The following is a 25860-nucleotide window of genomic DNA, read 5'->3' on the forward strand; positions in this document are numbered from 1 at the left end:
AGCTAGCTACTCGCCTCTTATCAAACGATTAAGCATATTCACGCACATCTCATATGGCACACTCTCTTTCATTCCTTGTTGGAGATAAGCATCTAACTTAGGTTTGAGAGTAAACGCAGCATCAATGGCAGGATCAGTACCTGGCTTATAAGCACCAATCGAGACTAAATCTTGATTCTTACGGCATAGCGACAACACTTGGCGTACTGCTTTCGACAGCAATACATGTTCTTCAGAGGTAATCTGTGGCATGACACGGCTAACCGATTTTTCCACATCGATCGCTGGGTAATGGCCAGCATCAGCCATTTCACGAGATAGCACTATATGACCATCTAAAATCGCACGCGATGCGTCCGCAATAGGATCTTGCAGATCATCACCTTCGGTTAGCACGGTAAAAAATGCGGTGATCGAACCCTGCTCAGGGCTACCATTGCCCGCTCGCTCCACCAAAGCAGGAAGTTTGGCGAAGACTGATGGCGGGTAGCCTTTCGTTGCTGGCGGTTCACCAACCGATAAGGCAATTTCACGCTGAGCTTGAGCAAAACGTGTTAGTGAGTCCATTAGCAGCAGAACATCTAAGCCTTGGTCACGGAAATACTCAGCGATAGTCAGCGCAGTTTGACACCCTTTAAGACGCATTAATGGCGAAGCATCCGCTGGCGCTGCAACCACTACCGCGCGCTGGCGGCCATCGACACCGAGAATTTCTTCAATAAATTCTTTAACTTCTCGTCCACGCTCACCGATCAAACCAACCACAACGACTTGGGCAGTGGTACCTCGCGTCATCATACCAAGCGTGACCGATTTACCTACACCAGAACCGGCAAATAGCCCTATACGTTGGCCCTTGCCGACAGTCAGTAAGCCATTGATCGCTTTTAAGCCAACATCGAGTGGTTCACTAATTGGTTTTCTGGATAAGGGATTAATAGGCTCAGCATTAAAAGAAGCGCGTTTTTCTGTATAAATAGGGCCTAAGCCATCGAGAGGATTACCGACACCATCAATAACTCGCCCCAGAAGCTCCATACCAACCGCTAGGCCAGCTTCACTGGTTAAAGGCGTAACTTTCGCACCTGGTAATACACCCGTGATCTGTTCACTAGGCATCAAAAAAAGATTGTCACCGGAGAAGCCGACGACCTCTGCTTCCATCTCACCATGCATGGTTTCAACTTTACACAGGCTACCGATAGGTGCACGACAACCTGTCGCTTCAAGAGTTAAACCGACTACGCGGACCAACTTCCCCGATGCAACAGGCCGACAAGTCAGACCCTGGGTTTTGTATTGGGAAAGACGTTCAGCTAACGCTAACACTACTCACCGCCTTGATGGCGATTGACGCCGCAAAAGCTTTTGAGCACGTTGCGAATACGTTCTTCCATCCGGTAATTAACGCTCGACTCTCCCGCTTCAATTTGTACGTCACCTCGGTTAAGCGCCGGCTCAGCCACCAAAGTCCAATTACGGAACTCTAGCGACTCCTCACCATAGGAAGAACGAATAATTTCCACGTCTTCTGGGTGCAATTTTAACGTGATACCATGTCCAGAAATCGGTAACGCTTCGACAGATTGCTTGATGGTATCAAGGATAACTTGAGGATTGGTCTGAACTTCGACATGCACAACCTCTTTAACTAAGGTAAGAACCATATCCACCAGCTGTTTTTCTACCTGGGCGTTCATTAACTCAAGCGGTTGAGCAAACTGATTCGCCAAGCTGATAAAGGTTTCAACTTGCTGCTGAATAAACTCTTGCCCGGCCACAACACCTTCAAGTTTTCCAGCTTCTAAGCCTTCTTGATGACCTTGCTCTAAACCCTGTTCTTTTCCCTTGTCATAACCTTGCTTAAAACCCGCTTCTTGCCCTTGATGTAAGCCTTCTTGATAAGCTTGCTGCTTGATCAGTTCAACTTCTTCTTGGGTCAATTCAGCCGGAGCCTCTTCTTCAGGTTCTGAAAAACTTGGCATCCAACTTGGGTCATAATTCAGCGCAGTTTCACGTGCTTGAGAATGTTCCGGCGTATAATCAGGCAAGCCCCATCTCTGCGCTTTCTCAACCTGTTGGTCGTCATCGAGACGCAAGAATCCACGTTTTCTCTCACCGGACATACTAAATCACCTTGCTAGAGCAAAAATTATAAGAACTCGTCTGCACCGCCAGATAGCATTAGCTCACCAGCATCAGCCATACGGCGTGCAATCGCCAGCACTTCTTTTTGTGCCGTCTCTACATCAGAAACTTTAATCGGAGCCATGGCTTCCAGATCATCGCGCATCATCTCAGCAGCACGCTTAGACATGTTCTTGAAGATCTTGTCTCGTAGACCATCATCAGCCCCTTTGAGCGCACGCTGAAGAACATCTTGTGGTACATCACGCAGCAGCTTTTGAATTCCTTGATCATCAACTTCAATAAGGTTTTCAAAGACAAACATCAGATCTTGGATTTGAGTTGCCATATCTTCGTCTTGATCGCGAATCTGCTCCATCAAGACGCCTTCGATATTGTTGTCCATATAGTTCATGATCTCGGCTGCAGCCTTCAGGCCACCAATCTTGGCAGCTTGCGCACCCGCTTGACCAGCAAACTGTTTCTCCATAATTTCGTTCAGTTCAGCCAATGCAGACGGCTGCACTTCTTCAAGGTTGGCGATACGCATCATCAAGTCGAGACGATCACGTTCTGCAAACTGTGACAGGATTTCCGCCGACTGATCAGGTTCTAGGTATGACAAAACGATGGTTTGAATCTGCGGGTGCTCGTTGATAATGATGCTCGCCACTTGACGTGGATCCATCCATTTCAATGAATCAAGACCTTTCGACCCTGTACCCAATAAGATTTGGTCAACCAAGTTGTTCGCTTTATCTTCACCTAATGCAGCAACTAAGGTGTTACGCATAAAGTCTTCGCTGCCCATACCGATGTTGGTATATTTCTGAATATCTTCCAGAAATGCACGATGCACAGCGCCCACTTTATCTTGGCTCAAATCAGCAGCTCGAGCCATCGCACTACCAACTCGCTGCACCTGCTTAGGTTCTAAATGGCGAATAATACCTGCGGCATCTTCTTCATTAAGACTCAATAGCAAGATAGCGGCGCGCTCTTCTCCTGGAATCGTTGAGATATCCACCGTTGCTTCTGCAACTTCACCGCCTTGCTCTTGAGGTACGATTTCGTTAGCCATCTTTCATCCAGTTCTTCACTACTTGTGCCGCTAACTCCGGCTCATTCGCCACTAGCGCACGCACAGCTTTTAATACATCTTCATCTTTATGAAGGTTTGGTAAATCAATGCTTGAGCCAAACTCGAACAGCTCGCCACCATCCAAATCTCCACCAATCAGACTGGTCTCCCCATCAGCACCAATCGGTAATCCATCGGGACCATACATCTGTTCATCTTCGTCAGCGGCTGGGTTGAGCAGTTTCTTCATCGCTGGACGAACTAGGACTAAAATCACGATGATGATAACCAAGGCACTCGCAAGCCATCGGATCCAATCATTGAAATTAGGATGTTCCCAAATAGGCACATCAGCAATGGTTTCAACTTGAGGCTCGGCAAATTGCATACTCAATACATTAAGTAAATCACCACGCGCTTGACTGAAACCCACCGCCCCAACCAGCACTTGGCGAATAGAGTCAAGCTCAGTCGCTGATAGCGGTTGATAAGTCGTTGCACCTGTTTCTGGATTGACGATTGGGCGATTCTTAATCGCCACTGCCACAGTTTGACGATTCACGACCCCAGTTTGGCGACGTTCATGACTGATGGTAGTGTCGAGCTCAAAGTTACGTGTCGCTTCTTTATGAACCGAACCCTGCCCTAGCACTGAACCATCTTTCATCTGCGCAACGTCCTGAGGGATTGACGCATCTGCTGGCGGTTGATTACTTAACGCTCCTGGTACACCAGCAACAACACTGCCGTTGTTGTAGTCTTCAAGCGTATACTCACTGCGTGTAGCAGGGGTATTTGGATCAAAACTTTTACGCGTTTGCTCTACGGCGCTAAAGTCCAACTCTATATCTACTTGAGCGGTATAGTTGCCGAAGCCAAGAATTGGAATAAGTACTGAATCAATTTTTTCACGCAGAGCCGACTCTTGCTTACGCTCAAGCTCATGCTCTTTACGGCGTGCCATCGAAGCTTCGTCTTGTGAACCTGAACTGAGTAAGCGGCCGTGTTGGTCGGTCACAGTGACACGGTTTGGCTTCATGCCCGGTACTGCACTAGAAACCATATCAACAATTGAATCAACTTCTTCTTGCTTTAGTCCATTACCGGTTTTTAAGGTAAGAAATACCGATGCTGAAGCTTCTTGATTGTGACGAACAAAGACACTCTGCTTCGGTAATGCAAGTAAAACACGTGCACGTCGAACTTGTTTCATTTCCTCAATAGCTTGGGATAGCTGTCGTTCACGGCTGAGTTTTAAACGCTCAAGCTCCAAACGTTGTGAAACGCCAAACCCCATATCTTGCAGCAGAATATCATCGCCAGCTTCAGTTGCTTGGTTTAACCCCGCACGAGCAAGATTAAGTTTAAGGTTATTGTATTCACCGACGGGAACTAGAACGGTATTGCCTTCAAGCTTATATTCTTGTTGCTGAGCATCTAAGTGGTCGAGGATTGGGATAAGTTCTTCTGTTTCGTAGGCGCCAAGAGGGCGCATTTCTGGCTCTTTTACCCAGAAAAACAGCATGACAATCAGCGCAACACAGATAGAGATTGCCAGTACAAGCACGACCTGACGGATAAGGTCAAGATCACCCACCGCCATATCAAACTTTGAGCTACTTTTCTCATCTAGATCGGGATTTTGACCTTGCAGATCCAGATCATCGTGGGCCACAAGCGCGCCATCTGACGAGGAACCTGATAAGGCTAAATCGGTTGATTTGTTTTGATTAGACACTGACGATACCTAAATTAAACTGGCATATTCATCAATTCTTTGTACGACTCAACAAGCTTATTGCGTACTTGAATTGTTGCCTCAAACGCAACGCTTGATTTGTTACGTGCAATCATCACATCAGACAGCGACACGTTTTCATCGCCGCGGTCGAAGCGTGTTTGGAGTTGGCTAGACGTTTTCGAAAGGCTGTTAACATTGTTGATGGCATTGGTCAGCAGATCTTTAAAATCAGCACCAACAGTTTGTCCAGTAGCGACTGGGCGACTATTGGTTGCCTCTAGCATTAGAGCCTGCATTTCACTATTAAAGCCATCTATTCTCATTGTTACCTCATGAAGTCAATTCTTTGACTGCCAACTCCGTTATAATAATGACACTGCAAACGCTATGCCACCAAGGTGATAGTTTACGAAAATAACACGTTAGTTTGGAATATCAATCCCGGCATCACGCATTTTTGCGAGCTTGTATCTCAAGGTTCGCGGGCTAATTCCTAGCTTGTCAGCCATCTCTTTTCGACGACCACCGCACTCAACTAAAGTGTCAAGGATAATAGCATACTCTTGATCTCTAAGTTCATTTCCTAAACCAGAATAATTAGAGAACTCGCCTTGAATCTCGACTTCGGCGACAGGCTTAACCATCGGTGCGACAACGGTTCCACTTTCCACAACTTGTTGTAAGCTAGTCGCGTCTTGCCAATCTAAGCCTTCCAACAGAATATCTTCAGCAGAAATATGTCCGTTCTCGCAGAGTATCAATGCTCGCTGCACAACGTTATCCAACTCGCGCACGTTACCAGGCCAAGGATAAGCAAGTAATTTCGCAATAGCAGCTTGATTCAAGCTCGGGACAGGTAAACCTTGTTTTTGGCAATGACGCTCAACAAGATGTTTCGCTAGCGGCTCGATATCTCCTTTGCGCTCACACAGTGCAGGCCACGCGATTGGGAATACATTCAGACGATAATATAAGTCCTCACGAAAATTCCCCTCTTGCACATATTGTTTTAGGTCGCGGTTACTGGTTGCCAATACACGTACATCGAGTTTAATGCTCTTTCTGCTGCCCAAGCGTTCGACTTCTCGCTCTTGCAAAACACGCAGTAACTTAGCTTGCAGACTTAAGTCCATCTCACTGATCTCATCTAGTAAAATGGTACCACCTTGAGCTTGTTCAAATTTACCCGGACATGCCTGAACTGCGCCAGTAAAAGCACCTTTCTCATAACCAAATAAAGTGGCCTCTAACATGTTGTCAGGGATTGCAGCACAGTTGATTGCAACGAATGGTCCATCTTTTCGATTTGAGGCATTATGAATGTAGCGGGACATAACCTCTTTACCCGATCCGCTAGGGCCTAGCACCATAACATTAGCGTCTGTTTTCGCGACTTTTTCTGCTAACGCGAGCAACTTCAAGCTCTTTTCGTCTGCCACGACAGCATCACCATTGTCGTCAGATTTCACCGGTGCATAGCGGCTGACCATATTAAGCAATACTTCGGGTGCAAATGGTTTTGCCATGTAATCTATCGCGCCATCTTTCATTGCAGAAACGGCATCTTCGATATTGGCATAAGCGGTCATCAATAAAACCGGCAAGTTAGGCCAATGCTGCTTGATGTTACGAAGTAAAGCTAAACCACCCATGCCTGCCATTTGCACATCTGATACAACGATATCGACTGCATTTGCCTTGAGCTTCACTAGTGCATCTTCCGCACTATCAGCTTCAAGCCACTCGTAGCCCGCAAGCGCTAAGGTATCTACGAGCGCTTCACGTAGACCTTCATCGTCCTCTACGATAAGTACCTTGCTTTGAGCCATGTTATTCTCCAGTCTTTACTGATTGGTCAAGAGATGGGTTGCTTTCCAACGGAATACATACCGTGAAACAGGCGCCATCACCCTCTTCAGAAATAAGTTCTAACCTTCCATCATGGGCACGACACACCATTTGTACCACTGCAAGTCCAAGGCCTGTGCCTTGCGAACGAGTAGTAAAGAAAGGCTCCATAATTTTTTGCTGTAGTTCTTTCGCAACACCCGGCCCACTATCTTGAACCGAAATCTTTAATTCGTTATTCACCGGACGGAAAAACACATCTATCTGCGATTCCTTTCCCGCAATTTGGATTGCATTCATGACTAAATTACTGAGAGCTGAAGCGATAGCATTCGCATTGCCAAGCAGTCGAGTCTCTTCTTGCTCCACTTCCAAACAAAAGTCGATCGCGTTATTTTTTAGCGCGGTCTCAACCATTGGCGAAAATTCAGTAACCAGTTCAGCGATAGTAAATGGCTTGACGACTTTGTTGTCACCACCTTTGGCAAACAACAGCATATCATTCACTTGTTTTTCAAGATCTTGCAATCTATCCAATAACTTAGTTTGAAAACGCTCTTTCGTCGCTGACGGCAAATTAGGCGCACTAAGGTTAGCCGCATACAACATGGCACTCGATAATGGCGTGCGTACCTGATGCGCTAATGACGCCACCATTCGGCCTAAAGAAGACAAGCGCTGTAAATCGCTAATCCGCGATTGCAACAAACGCGTTTCTGTAAGATCAGTAATGAGAATCAGCTGTCCGGTGGTAGAAGCGGATATGGCCAAACGCACTTTTCGTCCATTGCGTAGAGAGATTTCGTGGCCATCGTCTTCACGAGGAGCAAACGCCCACTGAATGACTTCAAACCATTTATATCCCACTAATGGAACTTCGAGTAAACGCTCTGCTTCAGGGTTTGCTTCGCGCACCACACCCTGGGTATCGAGTAGAATAACCCCAGCGGGCATGACATCCAGTACCTGCTTGTAACGTTCTACTTGTTCTTCTAAAGATCCTAAATGGCTATCCATCTCTCAACCAACTTACTCGTCGTTATTCTGCCTCAAATACTACAATGGCTTGGAATGCAAAAAACACGCCAAGCCATTAACTTTTATTTTTCAATAACTTAAATCAGAGTCGATTTTTTGACAGTTAACACGTCCTGTCCTCAGGACGCCAATACATCCGCAACCAAACTGACTATCGCTGCAGATTATACTTACGCATTTTTTCAACTAATGTGGTGCGACGCATACCAAGCATGTCAGCAGCTCGAGCAACGATACCACCTTGAGCATCGAGCGCTTGATTAATCATATTAACTTCAAGATCAGCTAACATTTCTTTGAGATTAACCCCTTCTGGAGGCAGTGCTTGTGGTGCGTTGTCACCATCACTAAAGAAATCCACTTCGTCCACGCAGAAATCTTCAGAAAAAATGTTTTGTAATGCATCGCGTTCTTGCTCTTCAACCGAGACAAATGGGTTGTACTCTGGTTGAAACTCAGGAATATCACTGTAGCGATACTTGGTTGGTAAATGGTTCACATCAACCAAACTATTTGGGTAAAGGATGATCATTCGCTCAACCAAATTCGCCAACTCACGTACATTACCCGGCCAGTTGTGTTCCATCAAAGAGTTCGTCGCTCGAGGGGTAAAACAGATTGGCTGAGCGCCTTCCGCTTCCATACGCGTCATCAACTCTTGCAATAATAATGGAATGTCTTCTTTTCGCTCTCGTAAAGCAGGCATTTCAATCGGGAAAACATTTAGACGATAGTAAAGATCTTCTCTGAAAGAGCTGTCATTAATCATGCTTTCAAGATTGCGGTGCGTTGCAGCAATAACTCGAACGTCAGCACGAATCGTATTATTACCGCCAACACGCTCAAAACAGCGCTCTTGCAGCACTCGTAATAACTTGACTTGCATCGGCATTGGCATATCACCGATTTCGTCCAAGAATAATGTTCCACCTTCTGCTAATTCAAAGCGCCCTTTTCGTGCTGTGATAGCCCCTGTAAACGCCCCTTTCTCGTGACCAAAAAGCTCACTTTCCAATAAATCGGGTGGAATCGCGCCACAGTTAATTGGAACAAAAGGCCCACCGCGACGAGAGGAGTGATAGTGAATATTTCGCGCGACCACTTCTTTACCCGTGCCTGACTCACCCAAAATCAGCACATTGGCTTCTGTAGAAGACACCTGCTCAATCAAATGGCGTACTTCTTTAATACCGTGGCTCTGACCAACTAGGCTGCGAAACAAAGTATTCTTTCGTTCACTAGAAACGACATTCACCCCTTTACGGCCGAGAAAATCCTTACAATGACGAAGTGCCTCACTCAATTGTGGGTAATTCAATGGATAGGCTAAATCACCAACGTAGTTGGTTAAATCGTCTGGATAAGGGAAAGATGAGTTGATGATAAGGACCGGGATATGGCTAGCCGCGGAAAGTTGATTCTTGAGCTTCATCATCTCTTCAGCATTACGAATGCTGCCGACAATGCAACCAGACCAGACGCCAGATAAATTAAGCGCATCAAGTTGTGCAGCGTCGATGACTTCACATTGCTCACCTACAAAGTCGAGAATAGAAGCCAGATTGCGTTGCGCTTGAGGGTCGTCTTCAATGACAAGTAATTTTGCTAAACCTTGCATAGATGAGAATGGTTGCCTTTGTTAATACTACGGGTTACATAAACAGAAAAATCCCATCCATTTGATAGAGTGATTTTTAAGCAGAAGTCACTACTAAAGTTTATGCAACAAAATAAGCCACTAGGGTTAGAGTGGCTTATATTCTATTTGATATAAAAAATAAGGCAACCAAGCAATTATACGGTGTGATGTTTACCCAAAGGCTTTGGTTCTAAAATATCAAAATTAACACTAATAAGTTATCGAAATGTTAAATGCCAACATCCTTTGCCGTTAAATTATGGTATTCAGTCGGGATCTGATCCCACGCTGATTTGATTTCACGGATAATATCGATGACATCATCAATCGGCTGAGGATCATTTTTGTGATTTGCCGCAGTAATCTGTGTAATCATAAATTCATACAATTGATCAAGATTTTGCGCGATATCGCCACCGTCATCCATTGAAAGACAACTACGCAGACTGATAATAATGTCTAACGCCTTACCTAAACGCTCGCCTTTTACAGGAATATTTCCCTGCAACATCGCCGCTTTGCCTTGAATTAAGCGCTCAATTGCACCTGCCATTAGCATCTGAACAATTTTATGCGGGGAGGCCGCACTCAGTTGGCTATCTACTGATACCTTCTTGTAAGCCTGTAATGAACCACGCATAACATACCTCTTTTATAAAAACTTTTTGTATTGCTGAACAGACTTATTGCCATGTCGATATTTGTGTAACGATTGACCAATAATATGAGTTTTTTCTTGCATTAACCGCACAACTTGTTCTGTCTGATTAATGGCGGTTCGCCACTGTTCAGCTTGAGCCAACATTGGTGACTGGCTAATTAGCTGCAAAGCACTTTGCAATAAATGTTCCCTTTTATCGACCAGCTGCGAAATTTCTTCAGCGTTAATCTCGTCACTATTGAGTCCACTAACAATTAATTGATCTAAATCACTTAATTTAGTCAACTTTGTCTGAAAACTATCCGCCAAAAGCATTCATCATCCCTGCTAACTGCTGCTGCATTTTACTGGTGGAATCCTGCATCGCACTAAATTTGGCATGAGTGCGCTTTTCTAGGTTTTCCATTCGACGATCTAGATTCACCTGATCATCTTGAATTCGATAATTACGTTCAACCAAACTCTGCTCTCGAGTGCGCAATGAACCTTGCACACCTGTGATGCCGTGAATAGCGTCTTCAACTTTCTTGGCAAAACCTTGATTCCCACCAAAAAAGTCTTCCAACTTATTGAAGTTGTTGTTTAATTGACGATCAAGCATCGAGTAATTGATTTCTAGTGTACCTTGACGCGTAGTGGTAATACCAAACTCAGTTAGGGATTTGAGGTCATCAGGTGCGGGTTCTATCGCAGAAGAAAAAACCGCTTTTAAACGAGAATCAGCACTGCGCACCACACTGTCGCCTGCTAAAGGCCCGCGTTGTCCAGTGGTAGGGTCAGCACTTGCCAGCTCTTTAGAAAGCTGATGGAATTGGTTATAAGCGGCAACAAATTGCTCAATATCCTCGCGTACACCTTCTCGGTTATACTCGATATCAATCTCTGATGCCTGCTTTCCAGGCTGAGTTCTGCCTTTTAGCGTCAAGTCTACGCCATCAATCGCATTTTCTATGATGTTGTTTTTGCTGGAAAGTTGAGCAACGCCATCCAACAACACTTTCGAATCTTGTGCCGCCTGAACTTGGCTCATACCGCTGTAAACATCAAACGACCGTTGCGCTTCTTTAAGAGCCTGCTGCGCATTCTCAACCCGTTGAATATAATCGCGTTGCTCTAGCGGGAGTAACCCCATTTTAGCCTGCTTTGCCTGCTCATCATTGAGCTCACCCGCCAACAAAGCAGCATCAATTTTGTCAATTTCTTGCTGATTTTCAGCCTCAACAATCGCTTGTTCTGCAGCTAACTTCTTATCTAGCGCAAGTTGCGCTTCTTTAGGCGTAACATAAGAATCCGTCAATGTACCTGACGCGCTATTAGACCATCCTGGAACATCTGCCGATTTTTCTAAAGCTTTCGCATCCAGCTCTGGTTCAGGCTCCCAATAGGAGTCAAGCAAAGTGCCAGATGCTGTTTCAGTCCAACCAGGAATTCTGTCTTCTGGCTTAATGTACTTATTTGCCGCTTGTCCGGCACTTGCCGCTGCAGCGATGGCTTGATTGGAGATCGGGTTAGTTGGCGTGACATCCTTTGCAGCATTAGGATCGACAATCGTTGCCGCTTGCCTAGTGGCGTCGGCAATCTCTTGATCGACACTTTTTGCCGCCGAAATATTGCGCTGAGCAATTCTATCGGCCACCAACTGCTCTTGATCTGTTAGAGGATTAAGTAGCTCTTGAGCGGTTGAACGTGCGTTTTCTAAATCCCTTACACGCTGTTCAAGAGTTTTATATTCTAATTTCTTTAGTGGGTTTTGTGGCTGCTCTGTATCTACCGTCATGCTAACTGCATTTTCTTGGCCAGATAGTTCAGACGCCACAATTAAACGAGGTCCATTAACGTCATTGATGACAGAAGCTCGCACTCCAGGGTTACTTTTATCGCCATTTATACTTCTAACGACATCGGTTAGCTTGGAGTGCTCTTTTACTTCTACAACAAAGGACTTGTTGCCCACCGCGACTCGCAACTTACCCGCACCAAACTTAGTATCTTCCGGAAATACATCGGATGCTATTTTATGGCTTTGCGCAAGTTGCAGCACATCGACAGCATAACGACCTGCAATCGCTTCAGTGGTGGCGGTTGCTGAGACTACTGCATCGTCCGTAGACTCTACTTTTCTCGCCGCAAACGCCTTCTCTTGACGAAAGCTCGCCATTAAGTTTTTCATCGTATCCAGCGACTCTCTGAGCCGACCATAGGCACTGATACTAGAATCAATCTGGTTAAGCTGATTATTAATACTTTGCTGCTTCGGGGCACGCTCTGCATCAACAATTTTGCTCACCATGGCATTGATATCCATGCCAGTATTCATCCCTATTGGGCCTAAACTCATTCAATCACCTCAAAAATACGATCACACCTTATCGATCAATAAACCTGATGAATATCGGGCTGTTTGTTCTCTAAGACGTCGCAAGACTTCTAGCATTTCCTCGTCGGGTATCTGACGAATAATTTCACCAGTGCTTTCTTCATAGATGGTCACCACATCACGACCAGACTGCTCATCAGTGCGAAACGACAAACCAGTATTGATAGAGGTAATGAATTCATTCATTTGTTCTACCACTTTTTCGCGCTCTTGCTGAGAAAGCTGCTGATGATGTTGCATAACTTCAGCCGCCTGATCGACCTCTCTTGAAGTCAACAGGTTTAACTCTGATGCTACGACCTTCTCTGAAGGTAAGGAAACTCCTTGCGATTTATCATACCCAGAAGCAATTTTAGTGCCACTTTGTGAGCCATAAGACTGGATGTTCGATGCGTAGGATGGTATTTCCATTACAATCTCCCTTCCACCTCTTAGGCAAGTACATTATTCACTTGCCTAATCGGCTCGGCATTGTTGCGCTTTAACCCAAAAGGCTCAATGCTGCAGTTGGTGTCTGCTTAGCTTGTGCCAATACCGAAGTACTCGCTTGCTGCAGAATCTGCGATTTTGTCATTTGGGTTGTTTCTCTTGCATAGTCAGTATCACGAATGCGACCACGCGATGCGTTCACATTTTCATTGATATTGTCTAAGTTATTAATCGCGTGTTCAAAGCGATTTTGGAATGCACCTAAAGAGGCACGTTGGCTATCAACTGATTTCAATGCACCATCAATCACCGACACTGCGAGCTGTGAACCAGCCACAGTCGATACATCGACGTCAGCAACAGTAACATCTTGACCTGCAGCGAAACCTAGCTCACCGCCAAGGCCACCACCAATCGTTACTTCACCATCAACTTTGTTACTCGCGGCAAAAAGCTGCATTTTCCCATCTTCGCCAACCGATGCTTTGATGTCTTCGCTTTGACCATTGATATAAGTGGCTAACTGCTCTACATCATCACCCGTTTTAGCATTGATAGTTAAAGCTTTCGCTTCACCATGTGCATCAGTGTAGTTTAACGTCAGGTCAGTGGCGTCTGCGGCTACACGCCACTCAGGAGCTTTACCTGCCGCGACGGTATAGGCTTTGCCGCCCATGCCTGTGGTATCAGAACGCATATTGTTCATGGTCAATTGAACTGCTTCACCGGAGCTAGCACCAATTTGGAAAGACTGGCTACCGTAAGTACCATTGAGCAACTTATTACCACCAAAAGATGTCGTTTCAGCAATACGATTAAGTTCATCGTTTAGAGCTGTCACTTCCTCTTGAATCGCAATACGTTCTGAACGTGAGTTAGAACCGTTAGATGATTGCAGTGCAAGGTCACGCATTCGCTGCAGAATGTTCGTGGTTTCATTCATCGCACCTTCAGCGGTTTGAGCGATTGAAATACCATCGTTCGCATTCTTTACAGCCATATCTAAACCGCGGCTTTGAGACGTTAAACGGTTAGAAATTTGCAGACCCGCTGCATCATCTTTAGCACTGTTGATTTTGTAACCTGATGACAGGCGCTCCATCGACTTCTGCATCCCGTCGGCTGCATTGTTGACATAGCGCTGAGCTGTCATCGCAGACACATTTGTGTTTACGTTGATTGCCATATTTGATCTCCTTAGGCATAGGGCTATGCATATCCATGTCTCTCACCTCACTTCAATGCATATCATTTCTCTCAGCCCTTTAACGACCGACAGAATGTAACCTTTAGAGAAAATTAATTTTTTCCCGCTATTATTTTAAGCGGATAGAAAAAATGTGAAGCAATTCAAATCCTAAATAGAAAATTTTCCATTACTGGAAAACAAAAAAATCCAGCCGAAGCTGGATTTTTTTTAACTTGCTTAATTAGCCTAGTAGGCTAAGTGCTGAGTTTGGCGCTTGCTTAGCTTGTGCCAAGATAGAGCTTGAAGCTTGAGAAAGAATCTGCGACTTAGTCAGTGCAGTTGTTTCTTTCGCGAAGTCAGTATCTTTAATACGGCTCTTAGAAGCATTTACATTTTCGTTGATGTTATCTAGGTTGTTGATTGCATGTTCAAAACGGTTTTGGAATGCACCTAGTTCTGCGCGGTGGCTATCAACATACTTAAGTGCTGAGTCGATAATTGCAACTGATTCTTGTGAACCGCCAACGCTAGTTACGTCAATTTTGTCAACCGTTACTGCAGCACCAGCACTCATTCCTAGCTCACCAGCTAGAGAACCACCGAAGCTTACTGCACCATCTACATTGTTTGCACCAGCAAATACCTGTAGGCGACCTTCTTCATCAACAGACGCTGTTACTTTGTCTGTTTGACCATTGATGTAAGTTGCTAGCTCTTCGATATCATCGCCATCTTTTGCTTGGATAGAGATAGTTTCAGGAGCCGCTGCGCCTTTTTCAGTCAACGTGATCTCAAGAACATTTGAACCGTTTGTTACTGTCCAATCTTTGTCTTTTGCGTTTTCAGCCGATGCTTTGTAGCTAGTACCACCCATTTGAGCGTTGTCGCTACGCATATCGTTTAGGGTTAGCATTACCGCTTCACCGTTGTCAGCACCGATCTGCATTGATTTAGTTGTGAACGTACCGTTTAGTAGTTTGTTACCACCGAAAGACGTCGTTTCAGCAATACGGTTTAGTTCGTCATTTAGTGCCGTTACTTCTTCTTGAATAGCAACACGTTCAGATTTTGAGTTTGAACCGTTCGCTGATTGTAGCGATAGGTCACGCATACGTTGCAGAATGTTAGTCGTTTCATTCATTGCACCTTCAGCGGTTTGTGCAATTGAGATACCGTCATTAGCGTTACGTACTGCAACATCAAGACCACGACTTTGTACATTCAAGCGGTTCGAAATTTGTAGACCCGCTGCATCGTCTTTAGCGCTATTGATTTTAGAACCAGACGATAGACGCTCCATAGAAGTTTGTTGTGCGCCTGTTGCTTGGTTTAGGTAACGCTGAGCTGTCATTGCTGAAACGTTAGTATTTACATTTACTGCCATAATGGTTACTCCAATTGATTTTCCGATGTTTCCGGTTTCCGACGTCTCGGAAAACCAAGTAGTTCTCTCAAAGTTACTTTTATTAACGGCATGGTTTTGAAAAGCTTTAGAAAAAATTTAAGTTTTTTTTGAAAGAATGGCTTTTAGAGGCTTTTGTGTGACCAAACGGCTAAAAATCGAAAAAACACGCCGTTATTGCTAAAGCTATCATTAGAACGGTCGATACAGACCGCTTTTTACTCATTAGCCTAGTAATGTCAAAGCAAGGTTAGGCTGCTGCTTTGCCTGCGCTAATATTGAGCTACTCACTTGCTGCAATATTTGCTGCTTAACCATCTGAGCGGTTTCTTTTGCGTAATCGGTATCTTTTATACGACTGTTGGAAGCGGCAATATTTTCATTGATATTACCAAGGTTATTGATCGCATGACCAAAGCGGTTCTGCATTGCGCCGAGCTCAGAACGATGACTGTCGACAAACTGCAACGCAGTATCAATAATCGATACCGCTCGTTGTGCGCCGCCAACATCCGAGATATCAATATTGTCGACGACTTCGTAACCACGCAAACTCATGCCCAGTTGTTCGGCTAAACCACCTGAAAAACTGATCGTGCCTGCCGTTTCTTTACCCGCCATAAAGATTTGCAATTGACCATCTTGATTTACCGATGCAGAAACTTGTTCGGTTTGACCATTGATATAGGTAGCCAGCTCTTCAATATCATCACCTGCATTGGCTTCAATTTGAATGTTCTGTTGTTCACCACGAGCATCAACAAAACTCATATTAAACTGCTGCTTACCCTGAGTGACCGTCCATTCCGAGGAGGCTTTACCTGCGGACAAATAGCTAAAACCACCCATTTCGAGACCGTCGCTGCGCAAACTCTTTAGCGACACCTGCACCGCTTCACCTGAATCCGCACCGATTTGAAAAGACGCGTCTTGAAAAGAACCATTGAGTAGTTTTCGACCGCCAAACGAAGTCGTTTCAGCAATACGATTAAGCTCATCATTGAGCGCGGCCATTTCCTCTTGTAGTGCTGTACGCTCAGCGCCACTATTAGAACCATTGGCCGATTGCAATGACAAGTCCCGCATACGTTGCAGAATATTGCTGGATTCCTGCATCGCACCTTCAGCGGTTTGCATGATCGATATACCATCATTGGCATTGCGCATCGCGACGTCCAACCCACTCATCTGAGTTTCAAGTCGATTGGAGATCTGTAACCCGGCGGCATCATCTTTTGCACTATTAATACGGCTCCCTGAAGAGAGTCTCTCCAAAGATTGGTTCAGCAAACTGGTCGCATTGTTTAAATGGCGTTGCGCAGTCATGGCCGAAACATTGGTATTAACCGTAATGCTCATCGAATAAAGGGTCCTGTTTGGTATACCCAACTAACCTCAGGTGTTTGGGTTTCACTCTTGATAAAAATAACCAAGCCAAGCGCTAACATAATCAGCGCTATACTTCTTATCGGCCTAAATCACAGAACTTTAGCGAGTTTTTGATCAAGTACAGATGTAAAAAAGCCGAGCTTCTGCTCGGCTTTTGAATCGCTGTGATGAAACGATCACTAATTATTTAACTGCAAGATCTTGAAACATCTCATTGCTAGGAGCAAAGAAGTATGCACCGGTTACAGCATGAGTGAAACGCAACAGTTGGTCAGTCTTACCATCCGTTGTACCGTACATGCTTTCTAGCATCGCTTTAAAGTTGTGCAGAGTATTGCAGTAAGCAATAAACAGTAGGCCATGTTCACCACTTGCGCTGCCGTAAGGTAAGCTATGGCGTACGATTTTCAGACCCTTACCTTCTTCTTTAATATCCACACGACCTACGTGAGAAGCAGCTGGCACATCATCCAACTCGATTGAGTCTGGTTTAGTACGACCAATCACTTTCTCTTGAGCGGCAATGTTCAAACGATTCCATGCTGGTAGGTTGTGAATAAAGCGTTGCACCATTACGTAGCTACCGCCAACAAACTCACCTTCAGGAATGATCGCCACTTCTTGTCGCGCTTCAGCTTTCGGGTTTTCAGTACCGTCAACAAACATGGTCATATCACGTGCATCTAGGTAACGGAAACCTGCCGTTTCATCAACGACAGTTACGTCATCCGCGATTTCTGCCAAAAGCTTACGCATTACATAAAAATGTAAGTCATGACGATTTGAATGTAGGTGCACCAAGACATCAACATCACTACTTGGAGCAACAATGTCACCTTCACCCAGTTGTGGAAACTCAATGAGCTCTGCTGGCATTGATTGGTTCAGTTGTCCCCAAAAACCATGTGTGAAAGCAATTGATAGCGTCAGATTAGCATTAGGTTGTTGCTGGTTTAGTTCCGCAACTAGTGTAGGTAATGCTTGTAATTGAGTTAACACATATTGAGGATTTTGTTTCACTTTCAAAAGTGTGTACTGTGCGAACGGTTCCGCTTCCGGAAGAATTGCCGATTGAGGAAGTGACATTTATTAGCTCCTTTTCTATACCCCTTTTACGCCAAAGTCGGTATGCAAAACATAACCACTTGATGACTTGGGTATACCTTTATTTTTGCTCAGTGTAATGTTTATTCGGAGTGCCGTATTGATTACGATCATTTTGTCTCATTGAGTTTGAAACAATCTCTCACTGTCTTGCTTTGTTGTACGTAGATAATAAACCAAAGTAACAACAACATGATCAGCCCATTTGCCCAACTAAACTCGCCGGCTTGCAAATACACATGATAGGTGCTTTGCATCAGCTGGCTGATTGCGGTGATTAATGTTATCGGTTTACCCCAAGCGACAATCTTTCCTGCCCAGCGTCGTTCTGGCGAACGCAGGCTTATCAGCCACATCAATGCAATACTCGGCAAGCCCATTGCCAATCCCAAATAAAGCATTTGATGGTCAGGATAAACATAGCTCAGTATCGTATTTCCGCTATCACGACTTACGCCAGCAACCACAAATACCACCCATGCTTTTGCAAGTAGCATCCAGCCAAGCCAGAGCCATTTCGGCGCATGAAGGAAACCATTTTTGTCGTATTGTTCGATAGAATACTGCACGGGATAGGACTTTTTGCATGATGAAAAGAGTGCCGCCACTCTATACCAACTCTCTAGGCTGGCTAAAGTATTTTTTTAAACTCAATTTAGAAAACTAAGTTATGCATTGTTTTTTCTGCCTACGACCCCCATAGCTGAGCGAAGCACAAACAGCAGCAACGCCAAAACTGGTAAGCCCCAGAGCATACTATTCTGTAACGAAAACGGTGGTTTATAGAGTACAAAATCGCCATATCTCGCGGTCATATAATCAACCACTTGTTGTTCACTTTTACCTTGATTAATCATCTCAAAAACGACCAAACGTAAATCAAGCGCGATGGGTGAATTTGATTCCACCAAGTTTTGGTTCTGGCACTGAGGACAGCGTAGCGACTTCGCTAGATTGATAGCTTGTTGTTGCAATTGAGGTGAAGAGAATTCAAACAACTCGACCTGAGTGATTTGTTGTTCATCTGATGCGACAAAAATTTGCTCACTGTCTGCGAATGCCCAAAATGCACACAAGCATAGGGATAACAGCACCCAACGCATCAGCTTTCTCCTTTACCAACAAAGTAAGCAGCAAAAAACTTATCCCATGCTTGTTGATCAAGCAAACCCGAGTGTTTATAAACGATGTTTCCTTCTTGAGTTACCAAGTAAGTCTCCGGAGTGCCAATAACCCCTAAATCAATCGATAATTTACCGCTAGGATCGAAGATGACACTTTGATAGGGATTACCCAGTTCAGCAAGGTAGTTGAGTGCCGATCCGCGAGCATCACGATAATTCAACCCAATCACGGCAACACCCTGATTCGCAATTTGATTAAGGAAATGATGTTCTGCTCGGCAAATACCACACCAAGAAGCCCATACATTCAGAACTTGGTACTCTTCATTCAAAAGTGATTGGCTAATCAACTCAGTTTGTTCAACTAACGTGACCACCGTCTGTTGCGGCAATTGCCTAACCGTCGCTTGAGTCTGAGGCCCAAATCGTTGCGCCTGCACACCGACCACCAATAAAGCGATGAATACACTTAAACCAAGAATAAAAATCAGAACTTTATGCTTGCTGAAAAACACCGTGCCACTCCCTTGATTTTGCTTTTGAAACCAATGCTACCATTGCCCCAAAACTGGCCAATAAGGCCCCAAACCAAACCCAGCCAATATAAGCTCGAAATTGGATTTTTATCGCATAAGCACCGATTGCCACTTTAGGGCCTAATGTCACGTAATAGTCGCCATTCCACGCGCTATAAATGGCAGGCTCACTCATGTTCATGACTCTGACCGGATAGTGGCGACGCTCAGGGCGTAATACAAACTCGGTTCCTGCTTGGCTAAACTTTATTTCAGCTTGTTGCGCGGTATAGTTGGCACCGACATACCAATGAGTGTCGAGATAGTCGACATGCCAATCGGTAAATTCAGTCTGTACGCCGGGAGCCATTTTTTGATTGACCTCATAAGAGTGCTGAGCGTTCATCATCGCGCCAATAGCAGCAATCGCTAACCCTATGTGCGCACACAACATAAAGCTTGCTTTTCGCTGGCGAATCCCCCCAACTAGATGACCGACAATAACCCAAACACCTAATCCCCAAATCACCGCAACAGCAACATTAATCTGATCCACCTGCAGTGAATAAAGCACAATACCTAGGGTCAACGCCGAAATAAACCGCATAACGATGCGCCCCCACCCCACATTCGTACCTTGATGCCATTTGAGATATGGCACCATCCCTATTCCCGTTAGCGCGAGTACAGTGAGTGGAAAAAACAAGGTATTGAAATAAGGCGCTCCTACCGAAGCCTGACCAAAACCGAGTAGTTGATACACCAGGGGATAAAACGTACCAAGTAGCACCGTTAAACTCGCGACAGACAACAACCCTAGAGACAATAAAACAAAATAGCTTCGACCAATCAACGCTTGGATCATTGGACTTTTGATACCCTCACTGCGTTGCAGCAATAAAACAAAGCCAGCCAATAGCGCAGCTGCCAGTATTACCAATAAGGCAATCCCTTTGCTAGGATCAACGGCAAACGCGTGCACTGAAGTGAGAATGCCGGAACGGACAATAAAAGTGCCCAAGATACTTAAACAGAATGTCACGAGCGCCAATGTCAGTGCCCACAATTGCATCTGTTTATGATGTCGTACTGCAACCATTGCGTGTAACAAGGCGGTGCCCGTTAACCACGGAAGCAAGGAAGCATTTTCTACTGGGTCCCAAAACCACCAGCCTCCCCAGCCCAATTCGTTATACGCCCACCAAGACCCAAGCAAAATCCCTACACTCAAACATAGCCACGCAGAAATCGCCCAAGGTAAGCACAATGGTACCCATTGTGTGCTAAATCTAGGGTTGAGCAATGCCGCTAAAGCAAAAGCAAACACCGTCGAAAAACCGATGTATCCCAAATAGAGCAATGGGGGATGGAATATCAACCCTATGTCTTGCAACATCGGATTAAGATCGCGCCCTTGGTGAATGACTTGAGTAGAGAACTCAAAAGGATTAGACGCCAATAGTGTGAACCAACCAAAGGCGGCGATAAAGCAGGTCATTATCCATAAAACATCATCCAACAATGGCCGATATCGTTGATGAATGAGAGAGATAAGCGCGCACCATAACGTCAAGGTAAACACCCAGAACAGCATCGAACCTTGATGCCCTCCCCATACCGCAGCCACTTTAAAGTAATCAGGCAGCGCAATATTTGAGTGAGTAGCCACATAGTGATACTGAAATTGATCTTGCCAAAACAGAACCACCAAACAGATAAGGCTCAATGAAGCGATCACGCAATTAAGTCGAGATAGTGAACAAAGGGAGAGTTGACGAGCACGATTAAAATAGCGACACCACGCATAATACATCGCCGCAAGCGAACTTGAGACCACGACCCAAATAAGAGCAAAATGTCCCAACTCTCCCATCATAACTACACCACTGTCATCTGCCCTGCATACAAAATAAAGGTACGCAGCATAAGTACACCAACCAAGCTTAACGTGGTCACCACAAAGATATACCCTCCACGATGACGAACTTGCTTGGAGGTAACACTATTCAGTACCAGCGGTAACACCATGCCAAGCAATACCACCCCAAACCAGAACCAGTTGGACCAGAAACCGCCGCCAATGGCATTCCATGCTGCCACTTCATTTTGACCGCCACTAAAAATAAGCCCGGTAAAAAAAGTGACTAAGACAAACAGCTCAAACATCACCACAGGCCTTTCTATGTAGTGGACCCATGACACACTGGCGCTACTGGTTGGTTCTTTAAAGACTAATACGCCAAACATCAAACACGCGGCAACACCTGATGATATGCTGGAGAACAGGAAAAGAATCGGTAATACAGGGTTATTGAGCATTGGATAAGTTTTCAATGCTGAGAGTAAGAACCCCGTATAAGCCGCGAGAATAATCGCCAAAAATCCAAGAAAAATCTCTATCCCGTCGCTGCTGCCTTTCAGCTTCACCAGTAAATTATCGGCAAAATTAAGCAAGCCATCAGGCAACTTACCATCCAGCCAATTCATGATTGGGGCGCGAAAGATCACACCAATCCAAACGAATAATACCAACATGTAGACTTGGAATAAGATCACCCCCATCGACATCACAGAGGTGGGGTTATAAAACACCATAATCTTCCAAAATGATAATGGTTTGGTTAGGTGAAAAATTAGAATGGTTAAGCCGGATATAATGCCAAATGGTGCTAACCATGCCATGGCTTTGATGATGCCATTGTTAGCAGGGTCACCTTCGATAACCCGTCGTTTAAGGTACAAAGCAATCATCACTGCACCTGCTGACATACCCGCAAGAAATAGATAAACCGCAATAATCCAATCCCAGACTAGCGAATCAAAATGAAATGCACTCTCGAATCCACTCATGATGACACCTCCCCTTTCTGGTGTGGTACTTTATACAGCTTAGGCTTAGTACCTAGATGTGCCTTATCGCGATACACCACCTTATTTTCAATAATCTGATTCACGTCGCTGGTTGGATCATTTAAATCACCAAATATAAGAGCTTTAGTCGGACAAGATTCAACACAAGCAGGCAATTTTCCATCGGCCAAATTAGTATCTCGACAGAAATTACATTTATCAGCGGAATGATCAACGGGATTAAAAAAGCGCACTTGATATGGACACGCCGCTAAACAATAACCGCAACCGACACATTTCTCTTTATGCACATCAATAATACCAGTCTGCTCATCTTTATAAGCAGCTCCTGTAGGACAAACATAAACGCAAGGAGGATTTTCACAATGCTGGCAAGATGTACGAGTAAACCGGTAGCTCACATCAGGATACTCACCTTGGGGCTCACTACGGACAATTTCTAAACGAGAAACCCCTTCCGGTACTTGATTGACTTCTCGGCATGCATCAGTACATGCTGTGCAACCAATGCACGCTGTTTCATCATGAACCATTCCGTACCGCTTTGCTGTTGATGGCTCTGTAGCGGAGAGTTGAGTGCTATTGAGGAGTGACAACCCAGAACCACCCGTGGTAAAGATCACCGCACCAGTCCCCGCTAAAAAATTTCGTCTGCTACATTTCATGCTACTTCTCCTCCTTCAACTTGGTGATATCGGAGTGACAGTCGACACAAAGCTTGATTCGTTCTTTGCGCTCAAGCCCTAGCACCTTCGCTTGACTGGCATGCACATCATGACAATTGGAACAGGTTAAATTTTTTGCATGTACATCATGAGTCCAGCTGTATTCTTGAAGCTTCGAAGGTTGATGGCAATCCATACATTGAGCGTTTGCTTTTAAGATTGCCTCCGGTTCAAGCCATGTCTTATCGCTGCCGGGTTGTGACTGAGCACTAGAAAATTTGTGTACTTGGGGTGCGCCTTCACGATGGTCAGGACCAATGGAGCGATGGCAATCAACGCAATTCACCTCACGCCCCAACTCTTGGTGGGCTTTTTCGCCATGGGAACCGAGTAGCGTTTGTTTTGAATCTTTATGACATTGAGTACATTTATAGTCTTTGTCACGAAAGAGTGTGACTTCATGTCGCGTAGATTGAGGGCTAGCCTCAACCGTCGATGACTCGGCAACGGCATGAAGAGAATAACCATAGAGGCATAATGAGAGTAGTAACTTCAGCATTATGGCTATGGTCAACTTTATATTGGCCATATTATCCTTTCCTCGTCACCATTCTTTATTTTGCTCAGGACATGCTAGCAAAATTAAAATGGATAAAATTAAAATCCTTCAACGCATATTAAATGCATAAAATGAAATCAATTCTTATTTTGGAAAAGCCACAACGCTATAAGTAAGTTTACTCTTTCTAGGATGTAACAAAACATGATTAAAGCGAAAATAGGATCATCATCAACAAGTAAACTATTTCACTCATCAATCCGCTGTGTAAATAATAATTATTACTATTAGCATCCAAATAACAAACAACTACCCCTTTAGGGTTAGTTTGACCTAATCATGACTTAGATCACCTATGTAAATTGATCTTAAACAATTCAATTATGATGAGAAATAAACAATTAATTTGAAAACACTACACTGTCCATTAGCAACTCCAATTCTTAGTTTGGAATATAGTCAGAACACAACGCTGATAATTAAAAACAGAATATGGAGATAGCACTGTGAATAAATTGCACTGGATACAAAAATCCGTTGCAGCATTAGTAATAGTGGCAAGTTCAGTAATAAGTGCCGCTAGTACCGCTGCATCCGAAAATAAAGAACTCATTGACCCACGCAATGATGCCTATCAGCAGCAACACCCTGATCAATATCATTCTTGGAAAGCAACATCGGAAAGCGAAGCGATTGATGATGCTTTAGCCGATGACCCCAATATGGTGATTCTCTGGGCAGGCTACGGCTTTGCCAAGGACTACAACAAAGCACGCGGCCACTTCTATGCACTGGATGATGTACGTCAAACCCTACGAACTGGTGGTCCAACTGATGAAAACTCTGGCCCTATGCCGATGGCTTGCTGGAGCTGCAAGAGTCCTGATGTTGGTCGCGTGATTGATGAACAAGGCGAGGATGGCTATTTCAGTGGTAAATGGGCAAAAGGTGGCAATCAAATCGCCAATCCTATTGGCTGTGCTGATTGTCATGATACCCGAAGTGATGGTTTTAAAAATGGTGAGCCTGCACTAGCGCTTGCCAAGCCGTATGTGGAACGAGCTTTCGTCGCGATAGACAAACCCTTCAACAAGCAATCACGCTTAGATCAGCAAGCCTCAGTTTGTGGTCAGTGCCATGTTGAGTACTACTTTACTGGTCCAACTAAAGCGGTCAAATTCCCTTGGGATATGGGAACCACGGTCGGCGATATGGAAAAGTATTACGATGCGTTAGGGTTTAAAGATTGGACGCATAAAGTCTCTAAAGCACCAATGCTAAAAGCGCAGCATCCTGGCTATGAAACTTGGCGTGATGGTATCCATGGTAAAAATAAAGTCGCCTGTGTGGATTGCCATATGCCTAAAGTCACCAAAGAAGATGGCACAGTGTATACCGATCATAAAGTGGGTAATCCGTTTGACCGCTTCGAAGATACCTGCGCGAACTGCCACACGCAAAGCAAAGATCAAATGCTGGAAATTGTTAACACTCGCAAAGGCCAAGTTCACAATATGAAGTTGACCGCTGAGAAACAAATCGTTGCCGCGCACTTTGAAGCGGGTGCAGCATGGGAAGCTGGTGCCACAGAGGCTGAAATGGCCGATATTCTTCAAGACATCCGTCATGCTCAGTGGCGTTGGGACTATGCCATCGCCTCTCACGGTGTACATATGCACGCACCTGAAGTAGCACTAGAGGTACTCGGAACCGCTGTGGATAAAGCCGCGGATGCACGTACCAAATTGGTTCGTCTACTGGCGAAAAAAGGCATTACAGACCCTATCGAATTGCCAGATATCTCCACCAAGTTAAAAGCACAACAAGCGCTGGGAATGGATATGGATGCGATGAATACAGAGAAGAAACACTTCTTAGAAACCGTCGTACCGGAATGGGACAAACAAGCTCAAGAGCGTGAAAGTCAGTTCTAACCACTTACCAACAAAAAACCGGTGCTTGCACCGGTTCAGATTGATGACGAACCCCGCTTTTTCAAGCGGGGTTCTTTTTTGGAAGCGACCGTAGGTCGCGATCGCGATATTTTTTGTTATACCGTGCGCAGAAGCTTCCATTCATTACATAGGCATACAGAAGCAAG

General features: G+C 44.8%; 24 protein-coding genes. 1 reads left to right on the forward strand and 23 read right to left on the reverse strand.

Annotation, left to right across the window (positions count from 1 at the left end; translation table 11 throughout):
* Window positions 1-6: 6 nt before the first annotated feature.
* The 23 genes from fliI to nrfB all read right to left on the reverse strand — a co-directional run bounded on the left by fliI (window position 7) and on the right by nrfB (window position 23789).
* Entirely contained in the window at window positions 7-1329 is a 1323-nt protein-coding gene (gene fliI, locus IRQ95_RS05425) for a flagellar protein export ATPase FliI (RefSeq protein WP_194435984.1), read from the reverse strand.
* Window positions 1329-2126 (reverse strand): flagellar assembly protein FliH, encoded by a 798-nt coding sequence (fliH, locus tag IRQ95_RS05430; RefSeq protein ID WP_194435985.1) that lies wholly within the window; start codon window positions 2124-2126, stop codon window positions 1329-1331. Before fliH ends, fliI begins: the two co-directional genes overlap by 1 nt.
* Before the next feature lie 26 nt (window positions 2127-2152).
* Entirely contained in the window at window positions 2153-3208 is a 1056-nt protein-coding gene (fliG, locus tag IRQ95_RS05435; protein WP_194435986.1) for a flagellar motor switch protein FliG, read from the reverse strand.
* Window positions 3201-4946 (reverse strand): flagellar basal-body MS-ring/collar protein FliF, encoded by a 1746-nt coding sequence (fliF, locus tag IRQ95_RS05440; RefSeq protein ID WP_194435987.1) that lies wholly within the window; start codon window positions 4944-4946, stop codon window positions 3201-3203. Before fliF ends, fliG begins: the two co-directional genes overlap by 8 nt.
* Window positions 4947-4960: 14 nt before the next feature.
* A complete protein-coding gene (gene fliE, locus IRQ95_RS05445) occupies window positions 4961-5272 on the reverse strand; it encodes a flagellar hook-basal body complex protein FliE (protein WP_194435988.1) in 312 nt (103 codons plus the stop codon).
* 99 nt (window positions 5273-5371) lie between these two features.
* The gene (locus IRQ95_RS05450; protein ID WP_194435989.1) at window positions 5372-6778 is read right to left on the reverse strand and encodes a sigma-54-dependent transcriptional regulator; all 1407 of its coding nucleotides are present in this window, start codon (window positions 6776-6778) and stop codon (window positions 5372-5374) included.
* A gap of 1 nt (window position 6779) precedes the next feature.
* Window positions 6780-7814 carry a sensor histidine kinase gene (locus IRQ95_RS05455; RefSeq protein ID WP_194435990.1) on the reverse strand — a complete coding sequence of 345 codons (1035 nt, stop codon included), beginning with the start codon at window positions 7812-7814 and terminating at the stop codon, window positions 6780-6782.
* 172 nt (window positions 7815-7986) lie between these two features.
* On the reverse strand, window positions 7987-9453 hold the full coding sequence (locus tag IRQ95_RS05460) for a sigma-54 dependent transcriptional regulator (protein ID WP_194435991.1): 1467 nt from the start codon (window positions 9451-9453) through the stop codon (window positions 7987-7989).
* Window positions 9454-9703: 250 nt separating this feature from the next.
* A complete protein-coding gene (gene fliS / locus IRQ95_RS05465; RefSeq protein ID WP_194435992.1) occupies window positions 9704-10114 on the reverse strand; it encodes a flagellar export chaperone FliS in 411 nt (136 codons plus the stop codon).
* A gap of 12 nt (window positions 10115-10126) precedes the next feature.
* Window positions 10127-10450 carry a flagellar protein FliT gene (locus tag IRQ95_RS05470; protein ID WP_194435993.1) on the reverse strand — a complete coding sequence of 108 codons (324 nt, stop codon included), beginning with the start codon at window positions 10448-10450 and terminating at the stop codon, window positions 10127-10129.
* A complete protein-coding gene (gene fliD / locus IRQ95_RS05475; protein WP_194435994.1) occupies window positions 10434-12473 on the reverse strand; it encodes a flagellar filament capping protein FliD in 2040 nt (679 codons plus the stop codon). Before fliD ends, IRQ95_RS05470 begins: the two co-directional genes overlap by 17 nt.
* A gap of 21 nt (window positions 12474-12494) precedes the next feature.
* Window positions 12495-12923 carry a flagellar protein FlaG gene (gene flaG, locus IRQ95_RS05480; RefSeq protein ID WP_194435995.1) on the reverse strand — a complete coding sequence of 143 codons (429 nt, stop codon included), beginning with the start codon at window positions 12921-12923 and terminating at the stop codon, window positions 12495-12497.
* Between the two features lie 70 nt (window positions 12924-12993).
* The gene (locus IRQ95_RS05485; protein ID WP_194435996.1) at window positions 12994-14127 is read right to left on the reverse strand and encodes a flagellin; all 1134 of its coding nucleotides are present in this window, start codon (window positions 14125-14127) and stop codon (window positions 12994-12996) included.
* Between the two features lie 244 nt (window positions 14128-14371).
* The gene (locus tag IRQ95_RS05490) at window positions 14372-15514 is read right to left on the reverse strand and encodes a flagellin (protein ID WP_194435997.1); all 1143 of its coding nucleotides are present in this window, start codon (window positions 15512-15514) and stop codon (window positions 14372-14374) included.
* A 243-nt stretch (window positions 15515-15757) separates the two neighbouring features.
* Window positions 15758-16891 (reverse strand): flagellin, encoded by a 1134-nt coding sequence (locus IRQ95_RS05495; protein ID WP_194435998.1) that lies wholly within the window; start codon window positions 16889-16891, stop codon window positions 15758-15760.
* Between the two features lie 213 nt (window positions 16892-17104).
* Window positions 17105-18007, reverse strand: coding sequence for a Dyp-type peroxidase (locus IRQ95_RS05500; protein ID WP_194435999.1), 903 nt, complete (start codon window positions 18005-18007; stop codon window positions 17105-17107).
* 128 nt (window positions 18008-18135) lie between these two features.
* Window positions 18136-18594 (reverse strand): DUF2919 family protein, encoded by a 459-nt coding sequence (locus IRQ95_RS05505; protein ID WP_194436000.1) that lies wholly within the window; start codon window positions 18592-18594, stop codon window positions 18136-18138.
* 99 nt (window positions 18595-18693) lie between these two features.
* On the reverse strand, window positions 18694-19128 hold the full coding sequence (nrfF, locus tag IRQ95_RS05510; protein ID WP_194436001.1) for a heme lyase NrfEFG subunit NrfF: 435 nt from the start codon (window positions 19126-19128) through the stop codon (window positions 18694-18696).
* Window positions 19128-19664, reverse strand: a complete 537-nt coding sequence (locus IRQ95_RS05515; protein WP_194436002.1) for a DsbE family thiol:disulfide interchange protein — start codon at window positions 19662-19664, stop codon at window positions 19128-19130. The genes nrfF and IRQ95_RS05515 overlap by 1 nt, the downstream gene beginning before the upstream one ends.
* Window positions 19645-21540 (reverse strand): heme lyase CcmF/NrfE family subunit, encoded by a 1896-nt coding sequence (locus tag IRQ95_RS05520; RefSeq protein ID WP_194436003.1) that lies wholly within the window; start codon window positions 21538-21540, stop codon window positions 19645-19647. The genes IRQ95_RS05515 and IRQ95_RS05520 overlap by 20 nt, the downstream gene beginning before the upstream one ends.
* A 2-nt stretch (window positions 21541-21542) precedes the next feature.
* Window positions 21543-22514 (reverse strand): cytochrome c nitrite reductase subunit NrfD, encoded by a 972-nt coding sequence (gene nrfD, locus IRQ95_RS05525; RefSeq protein ID WP_194436004.1) that lies wholly within the window; start codon window positions 22512-22514, stop codon window positions 21543-21545.
* Window positions 22511-23200 carry a cytochrome c nitrite reductase Fe-S protein gene (gene nrfC, locus IRQ95_RS05530; protein WP_194436005.1) on the reverse strand — a complete coding sequence of 230 codons (690 nt, stop codon included), beginning with the start codon at window positions 23198-23200 and terminating at the stop codon, window positions 22511-22513. Before nrfC ends, nrfD begins: the two co-directional genes overlap by 4 nt.
* 1 nt (window position 23201) lies before the next feature.
* Window positions 23202-23789: a cytochrome c nitrite reductase pentaheme subunit gene (nrfB, locus tag IRQ95_RS05535; RefSeq protein WP_194436006.1), complete on the reverse strand. Its 588-nt coding sequence runs from the start codon at window positions 23787-23789 to the stop codon at window positions 23202-23204.
* Between the two features lie 476 nt (window positions 23790-24265).
* Here nrfB and nrfA point away from each other — a divergent pair, with 476 nt between their 5' ends.
* Window positions 24266-25693 carry an ammonia-forming nitrite reductase cytochrome c552 subunit gene (gene nrfA, locus IRQ95_RS05540; RefSeq protein WP_194436007.1) on the forward strand — a complete coding sequence of 476 codons (1428 nt, stop codon included), beginning with the start codon at window positions 24266-24268 and terminating at the stop codon, window positions 25691-25693.
* Window positions 25694-25860 lie beyond the last annotated feature (167 nt).

Origin of the sequence: Vibrio fluminensis (genome assembly GCF_015278125.1) — a bacterium.
GTDB classification, from domain to species: domain Bacteria; phylum Pseudomonadota; class Gammaproteobacteria; order Enterobacterales; family Vibrionaceae; genus Vibrio; species Vibrio fluminensis.

Bases quoted from the DNA above. Each gene is read 5' to 3' on its own strand.
- IRQ95_RS05485 (WP_194435996.1), bottom strand. From the start codon at position 14,127: ATGGCAATCAACGTAAACACAAATGTGTCTGCGATGACAGCTCAGCGC.
- IRQ95_RS05500 (WP_194435999.1), bottom strand. From the start codon at position 18,007: ATGTCACTTCCTCAATCGGCAATTCTTCCGGAAGCGGAACCGTTCGCA.
- nrfF (WP_194436001.1), bottom strand. From the start codon at position 19,128: ATGCGTTGGGTGCTGTTATCCCTATGCTTGTGTGCATTTTGGGCATTC.
- fliH (WP_194435985.1), bottom strand. From the start codon at position 2,126: ATGTCCGGTGAGAGAAAACGTGGATTCTTGCGTCTCGATGACGACCAA.
- IRQ95_RS05460 (WP_194435991.1), bottom strand. From the start codon at position 9,453: ATGCAAGGTTTAGCAAAATTACTTGTCATTGAAGACGACCCTCAAGCG.
- nrfB (WP_194436006.1), bottom strand. From the start codon at position 23,789: ATGGCCAATATAAAGTTGACCATAGCCATAATGCTGAAGTTACTACTC.
- IRQ95_RS05520 (WP_194436003.1), bottom strand. From the start codon at position 21,540: ATGATGGGAGAGTTGGGACATTTTGCTCTTATTTGGGTCGTGGTCTCA.
- nrfD (WP_194436004.1), bottom strand. From the start codon at position 22,514: ATGAGTGGATTCGAGAGTGCATTTCATTTTGATTCGCTAGTCTGGGAT.
- fliD (WP_194435994.1), bottom strand. From the start codon at position 12,473: ATGAGTTTAGGCCCAATAGGGATGAATACTGGCATGGATATCAATGCC.
- fliE (WP_194435988.1), bottom strand. From the start codon at position 5,272: ATGAGAATAGATGGCTTTAATAGTGAAATGCAGGCTCTAATGCTAGAG.
- IRQ95_RS05450 (WP_194435989.1), bottom strand. From the start codon at position 6,778: ATGGCTCAAAGCAAGGTACTTATCGTAGAGGACGATGAAGGTCTACGT.
- flaG (WP_194435995.1), bottom strand. From the start codon at position 12,923: ATGGAAATACCATCCTACGCATCGAACATCCAGTCTTATGGCTCACAA.
- IRQ95_RS05495 (WP_194435998.1), bottom strand. From the start codon at position 16,891: ATGAGCATTACGGTTAATACCAATGTTTCGGCCATGACTGCGCAACGC.
- IRQ95_RS05455 (WP_194435990.1), bottom strand. From the start codon at position 7,814: ATGGATAGCCATTTAGGATCTTTAGAAGAACAAGTAGAACGTTACAAG.
- fliS (WP_194435992.1), bottom strand. From the start codon at position 10,114: ATGCGTGGTTCATTACAGGCTTACAAGAAGGTATCAGTAGATAGCCAA.
- nrfC (WP_194436005.1), bottom strand. From the start codon at position 23,200: ATGAAATGTAGCAGACGAAATTTTTTAGCGGGGACTGGTGCGGTGATC.
- IRQ95_RS05490 (WP_194435997.1), bottom strand. From the start codon at position 15,514: ATGGCAGTAAATGTAAATACTAACGTTTCAGCAATGACAGCTCAGCGT.
- IRQ95_RS05470 (WP_194435993.1), bottom strand. From the start codon at position 10,450: ATGCTTTTGGCGGATAGTTTTCAGACAAAGTTGACTAAATTAAGTGAT.
- fliG (WP_194435986.1), bottom strand. From the start codon at position 3,208: ATGGCTAACGAAATCGTACCTCAAGAGCAAGGCGGTGAAGTTGCAGAA.